Origin of the sequence: Halorubrum sp. C191, from assembly GCF_002727095.1 — an archaeon.
In the GTDB taxonomy this organism is placed as follows: Archaea; Halobacteriota; Halobacteria; order Halobacteriales; family Haloferacaceae; genus Halorubrum; species Halorubrum ezzemoulense.
Genome location: NZ_NHNZ01000192.1, coordinates 23,824 through 29,823, shown reverse-complemented (window position 1 = coordinate 29,823; position 6,000 = coordinate 23,824). Strand labels below are relative to the sequence as shown.

The 6,000-nt window shown below is 56.8% G+C and carries 5 protein-coding genes and 2 pseudogenes; 1 reads left to right on the top strand and 6 read right to left on the bottom strand.

All coding sequences use genetic code 11. The features are described from left to right. Positions 1-17: 17 nt before the first annotated feature. The 6 genes and pseudogenes from Z052_RS17105 to Z052_RS17080 form a co-directional block, all read right to left on the bottom strand. Positions 18-542: pseudogene (locus tag Z052_RS17105) on the bottom strand (transposase); the annotation flags it as partial. A gap of 20 nt (positions 543-562) precedes the next feature. Then, positions 563-1,189: an SHOCT domain-containing protein gene (locus Z052_RS17100; protein WP_176450679.1), complete on the bottom strand. Its 627-nt coding sequence runs from the start codon at positions 1,187-1,189 to the stop codon at positions 563-565. Positions 1,190-1,436: 247 nt separating this feature from the next. Continuing rightward, on the bottom strand, positions 1,437-1,658 hold the full coding sequence (locus Z052_RS17095; protein ID WP_094520223.1) for a DUF2892 domain-containing protein: 222 nt from the start codon (positions 1,656-1,658) through the stop codon (positions 1,437-1,439). Between the two features lie 433 nt (positions 1,659-2,091). Further along, entirely contained in the window at positions 2,092-3,291 is a 1,200-nt protein-coding gene (locus Z052_RS17090) for an ABC transporter permease (protein WP_089308966.1), read from the bottom strand. Then, on the bottom strand, positions 3,288-4,031 hold the full coding sequence (locus Z052_RS17085; RefSeq protein ID WP_099289284.1) for an ABC transporter ATP-binding protein: 744 nt from the start codon (positions 4,029-4,031) through the stop codon (positions 3,288-3,290). Before Z052_RS17085 ends, Z052_RS17090 begins: the two co-directional genes overlap by 4 nt. After that, entirely contained in the window at positions 4,024-5,364 is a 1,341-nt protein-coding gene (locus tag Z052_RS17080; RefSeq protein WP_094520226.1) for a CARDB domain-containing protein, read from the bottom strand. The genes Z052_RS17085 and Z052_RS17080 overlap by 8 nt, the downstream gene beginning before the upstream one ends. A gap of 417 nt (positions 5,365-5,781) precedes the next feature. Here Z052_RS17080 and Z052_RS17075 point away from each other — a divergent pair. Then, positions 5,782-5,924: pseudogene (locus Z052_RS17075) on the top strand (ISH3 family transposase); the annotation flags it as partial. Positions 5,925-6,000 lie beyond the last annotated feature (76 nt).

Genomic DNA, 6,000 nt, shown 5'->3' with positions numbered 1-6,000 from the left:
ATATTTAGCTGACAGTATTAAGCCTCACACCTCGGTTGTGTAGCGGTAGCGAGCATCTCTTGTAAGATTGGTCGTCGCCTGTGGATCTTTTGAGCGTCTTCGATCAGGCGTTCGAGCAGCGGCGGTGGTGAGTAGCCAAGGAACTCACCGAGTTCGTGGAGAATGAGATGGGCGTGCGACCGAAAGGTCGCCGCCCAGCGCTCTGTCGGAAACACAAGCTCATCATCCGCCTGCTCAGTGACTAGATCCAACAAATCACGGCTTACAAGCAGCGACAGCAGCGCTGCGTACAATAAGATCCTCACCACGTGTTCGTCACTCGTGTCGAACTCGTCCAGTTCGTACTGCGTCTTCAGCTCACGGAACAACAGCTCAACTTCCCACCGACAGCGGTAGATCTCCGCTAAATCCGCCGGAAAGAACTCTTTCCTCGCTAAATTCGTCATGTACAGGTGGTAGTCGTCGGCGCCCTCGTCGCGGACGCCGACGACGCGAAATCGCTTCGTATCTAGCGACCATGTCCATTGTACTACGCTCGGCGCGTCGGTCTTCTGGGACGCCGTTAGCGCTCGTGGGCAGGTACTGTAGTCTCCCGCCGGTTCGGTCGTCGTTCGCGATTTTCGACGACGCGGTCGCCCGCCTGCTCCCCGGCCCCTTCGATAGTTACTAACCGTTCCAGTCGCCGTTCAAACTCGTCGTCATCCATTTCGCCGTCAACGTACCGGCGCTTGAGTCGCTCGATTGGTGACGCCGACCCTCCCGTCGTAGCTGGCGTAAGTTGCCGCGTAGCGTCTTTACGGCTCCGGTGATCTTCCGCGAGCTCGTCGGCAAGGTAGCCTCCGAGCGCGCTGCTCCCGATGACGTATACCGCACCGACGAGGGTCATTCCCAACACACCGACCGTCGCGATCGGAGATACGGTCGCAGCGACTGCCACCGCGAAAAACGTCATCGGTAGCGACAGTAACACCACTAATGCGCCCGTGACAAACCCAACTCGTGGGCCGCTCCCGTCGCCAGACTTCTTCACCTGGCTCGCCACGCCACCGCCCATCGCCGGTGCGAGCAACCCAACGAATGGTACCACGCTCGCGAGCACTGTTACCCCAACCCCAACGCCGGCCGGCTTGAACACTTCTGCAACCCATCGCTGCATCTGGCCACCGCGAGCCTGCTCGCCGCCGGTCATCGTGTGGCATCCCCACGGGTGTGTGGCAATTCGAACGGGCGGCACTTCCGGTCGGCTGATTGTCTACACTGTCCGTATCGCCGGTCAGTCCGTCCGTATCCCATCATAATATTGTATATATTCCACACGACTAAATATGTACTGCCGTCAGGCCCTCTAACTTATCTAGCAGTCCAACCCTCTTCTTTATATTTCCTGAGTTGCGGATAAAAACTAGAGTAAAAATGATTCTCGCGTCCGATCGGAGTTAGGACCTTACAAATGAGGTATTGGCCTCGGCGTTCGTTTCACACCCTGGGAGAAGTTGCTCTGCCGGGCAGACATCTGTGAAGCTACTTTGAATGAGATTAAGACCGACAAACCCGACGAGCAACAAAAACCATCGTGACACGAATGTCCCGAGCGTGAGTCCAAGCAATGCCATTCCACCAGCGAGACGGCGCACTTGTAGTTGACACTTTTTCCCCATGTAGTATTGTTATGAACACACAATATATTAAGACTGTCGGCGGAGCAATCACCGATGTGCGATGTATATTTAGCGGGCGTTACTATGTACGGTCGCGTCAAGTTAGTACTCACCTAGCTGCTGTCATGCGATTTTCTGTAGTGTTCTGGAACGTTGTAGCGGATCGTGTTCTGAGGATCAACGAGAAGGAGAACTGAGAAGGCAGATCCAGTTTCTCCCGGAGTTACTACCTATCTTGAGTATGTAACTCGGCTTTCCAAAGCTCACGGGATACTCTTGCCGTCTTGCGTTTCTGCTTAACTTAACGCGACCGCTGCTTCTGCCCTACTATTTACGAATCGTGATTTTACGAACGAGTGGCAAAAACCCGTCAACTGGCTGAGTGTATATAAAATGGTTGATTTCCGATTTGATATTCTATGGGTGTACTGGTTTAGCTTCGCAACGCCTCTACCGGGCGTTCGTTTGCTGCCTTCCAAGCAGGGTACGCCCCACTGATAATTCCCACACCAACTCCAAATCCTAGCGCCAACAGGAGATAGTAAGCGTTAGTCGGGTCGATAACTAGGCTGGCGTCAACCGCTGGGGTTGCGGCTACGAGCGCGGCGACGAGTATCACGGTCAGCACAGTCCCTGCTGCGGCGCCCGCGGCACCAATCAGGCCAGCCTCTGCTAACAACACACGCAACACGTCTCGGCGGGTCACACCCACAGCACGCATTACGCCAATCTCTTGTCTCCGCTCGACCGTACTCATCAGCATTACATTGAGGATCGAGACGCCGGCGACCACGAGCGAGATAGCACCGAGCCCGAGCAGGAACGTACTCAATAGGTCAAAGAAGCCATTAATCTCATCCACGATTGCTGCTAATTCGAATAGGTCGACTCGATCTTCACGAGCGTTCACCTCTCTGCGGATCGCGTCCGCAGCGGCCTGCGCCGTCTCACCGGATTCTGAAATAATAAGCGCTTGCGCGTAGCCGTCAGCGGCGAACGCCGACTCTGGGAGAAAGACGGCGTCATCGGGTGCAACCGGGCTGAATGTCTGTGTCTCAGCGAGCACGGCAACGACGCGCACTTGTGACCCTACGATCTCCACAGTATCGCCTGTCCCAATATTGAGATCAGTAGCAACACCCGCACCGATGATTGCGCCCTGCCGGTGACGGTCCGGGAGCTCCCCCTCAGCGGCTTCAAACGCGAGGGCTGGTTCCTCAACGCCATAGATTGTCGCAAAGGTCTGTGAGCTTGCGCCCGCAACAATCCCGTTGTCCGAATACAGTGGAACCACAGCCGGATCGCCGACCGCCGGGTCGTCAACGGCACGTCGGATCTCCGCTACATCAGTCGTCGAAAGTGACTCTACTCCGGTGTCCGAGTTTGGCGACACGACTACTTGTGTGCCAATATCACCGATAGCGTCGTTGGCGCCGAGCGCGAGCACATTTCCGAATATCCCTAGCGCGGCCACTGCCAGCACGCCGATACAAACGCCAAGCACCGCTAGTACCGTCCGTACGCGGTTCCGGCGGAGATTCCGGCCGGCCATTCCAACAGCGGGTCGCCAGCCCCGGAGCCAACTGGTAGCTCCGGGTTCAGTGTCGGTTCCGCTGGAAGTACTCTTGCTCATTGTTCTCCCGGTGCGAGCGGCGACTCGCTGTTCCGGCCTCCTAGGGTGTCGTCTACTGAGGTCGCCTCATCGACATCTCCGCCTACCAGCACCCCGTCGGTGAGCTCAACGACTCGGTCCGCGTACTCCTCAACTAGCGGATCGTGTGTGACCGCGATGACAGCAACACCCTCCTCTTTTACCCGCCCGAACTCAGCGAGGATTGACTCGCCGGTGTCCGTGTCGAGGTTCCCCGTTGGCTCGTCAGCGAGTAACACTGCCGGGTCATTTATCAGCGACCTAGCGATAGCGACCCGTTGTTTCTGTCCACCAGACAGTTCTGATGGTTCGTGGTCAAGCCGGTCACCGAGCCCAAACCGTCTAAGCAGGTCCACAGCACGGTCGCTCGCGTCGCCTGAATCGAAGGCGGTTGGTAGCGCAACGTTCTCGACCGCGGTCAGCGCTGGCAGGAGGTGGAAGTCCTGAAAGACGAATCCGATCGATCCCTTGCGAGCTGTGGTGCGCTCGGCGACCGAGAGTTCAGTCACATCGGTACCGTTCAGCAGACGCCACCCCTCAGTCGGGTCGTCGAGGAGACCGAGTACGTTGAGCAGCGTTGATTTCCCAGAACCACTGGGGCCGACAACAGCAACGAACTCTCCAGGCTCAACCGCGAAGTTCACGTCGTCGAGTGCGACCACCGGTTCGGTCCCCCCGCCTGGGTACCGCTTGGTCGCACCCCTGAGTTCGACGCTATACATCGCGGCGACGGATTACACTCCCAGCAATTGCGACCCCAGTGCCGCCAACAACTCCGACAATACTGATTACTCCAAGTGTGCCAACAGTACCAGATTCTGACCCACTCTCGTCATCTGGCTCTGGAAGCGCCACTATTGTGGTCTCGGTGTAGCGGACACCACGCTCGGTGTACTCGATCCGGATCGGAACCTCATCCGCTACAGAGGCATTCGCCACAGTTTGAAGGTCAAAAGCGACGAAATCGCCCGCGCTGACGGTTCCAATGAAGTATTTTTGCCCGGCTGGGGTCGGTTCAACCCCATCTGTCCCAGTAACCGAAACGACAACCCCGTTCAATTCACCAGTACCCGCATTACCGAGGTTGGCATCAACAGTTACCTGACCATCATCAGTCGTCCGGATGGTCGCGTCGGTAACGCTCGGACTACCTTCGCGCGTTGGATACGTTACTGTCGACTCCGCGGTTCGGTCAGCACCGCGTTCGTTTCTCACGTCGGTATCAGCACGGAACGCCGCGGTAACCGTCACATCCGAACGCTCGTCAATCGGGCCAAGGTCGATAATTACCTGCCGCTCCTCACCGGGTGCGAGCTTCTCGACAACGAAGGGGCCGACTTTAGTTGTTGGATCAGCATCGTCACTCGCGGCATTTTCTCCCCTATCCCCTCTGACTGATGTGCCAACGGCAGTCAGGCTCACGCGGTCTGCGGTCGTCGTCCCGGTGTTAACGACCGTCACCGCTACCGGAGAGTCAACCGACTCGACGGACTCAGAGTCAGACTCGTCGGTCCCACCGGCTTGGAGGCCGCCGCCACCACCACCGAGAAGATCTCCGACACCACCAACATTTATTCCACCAGCATTTTGATCATCATCGTCGCTCTCGAGGTCTTCCGGTGCTAGCGCGCGGGTTCGGAGGTCAAGCGCAACCTCTACTGGCTGAACATCAACAATCACGTCGCGTGTCACCGTGACGGTCCCGCCGTTAGCCTCGCCACCTGTCGCTTCTTGATCCGCAACGACCTCGACAGTGAGTCGGTATTCCCCCGGCTCGTCGAACTCTGTCCACAGAGCGACATCAGTTGTGTCACCCGGAGAGAGTCCTCCGACCATGGTAGCCTCGTCACGTGGGTTGCCGTCCTCACCCGCATTATACAGCCGAACGCTCGTTATGTTGGCGGCTGCTGGACTTCCACCAGAGTTTGAGACAGTCACATTCAATAACGTTCGCTCATCGACTACCGGCTCACTTGAGCTGACATCGACCTCATCGATACCAATCCGAGCATCTGGCACTGCTGTGACCCCTCCTACAGCGCCTAGTAACGTCAACAGGACCAGTAGGGAAGCTATAATCCGTGGTGAATCCGCGTTCACTCTCGATAGAGGGTTGCGAGTCACGCATCCACCGTGGGATTAATCCCGTTAATGATCACCTGTGAAAAGAGTGCGGCCACCACCGCTTGTAGGGGCCCCACCTCTATGTCGAACGGCTGTGTTTCTTCGCTATGGACCACACTTGTGTGACGCGCTGAACGGGTTTTAATATTGTGGAACAAGAACTATACTAGATGCTACAAACGAATCTAAAATACAAATTCGGGTATTTGAACGAAAAGAAAAGTACACAATTTCCCATATAAGACAATACTATCTTGTGTGTAGCGTGTATACAATTGATGTGGATATCAGTACATCACAAAGCCGGCTAGTTGAGACGTCTGCTTGCTGAAGGTGTGTCTAATACCAGCGACGCCCCGCCGTGCGGGCGTCGCCTCTGGAAGTGGTCGTTCAAGAAGTTCATCAATATGATTCAACGGGCAGCGTGGACAGCCCTCGCGACGCGTCGGACCGTCCCCGCAAATCGACCACCAGACGATCGGTTTACTCGCTACTCTCCGACCGGGCTAGCCTTCGCCAGGAGTGGCGACGCTGTCACGTCGGCGGCAGCGCCGCCGACAGCGACAG

What these genes read in the sequence shown, in the direction of transcription:
- Z052_RS17100 (WP_176450679.1), bottom strand. Translation starts at nt 1,189, where the DNA reads ATGACCGGCGGCGAGCAGGCTCGCGGTGGCCAGATGCAGCGATGGGTT.
- Z052_RS17095 (WP_094520223.1), bottom strand. Translation starts at nt 1,658, where the DNA reads ATGGGGAAAAAGTGTCAACTACAAGTGCGCCGTCTCGCTGGTGGAATG.
- Z052_RS17090 (WP_089308966.1), bottom strand. Translation starts at nt 3,291, where the DNA reads ATGAGCAAGAGTACTTCCAGCGGAACCGACACTGAACCCGGAGCTACC.
- Z052_RS17085 (WP_099289284.1), bottom strand. Translation starts at nt 4,031, where the DNA reads ATGTATAGCGTCGAACTCAGGGGTGCGACCAAGCGGTACCCAGGCGGG.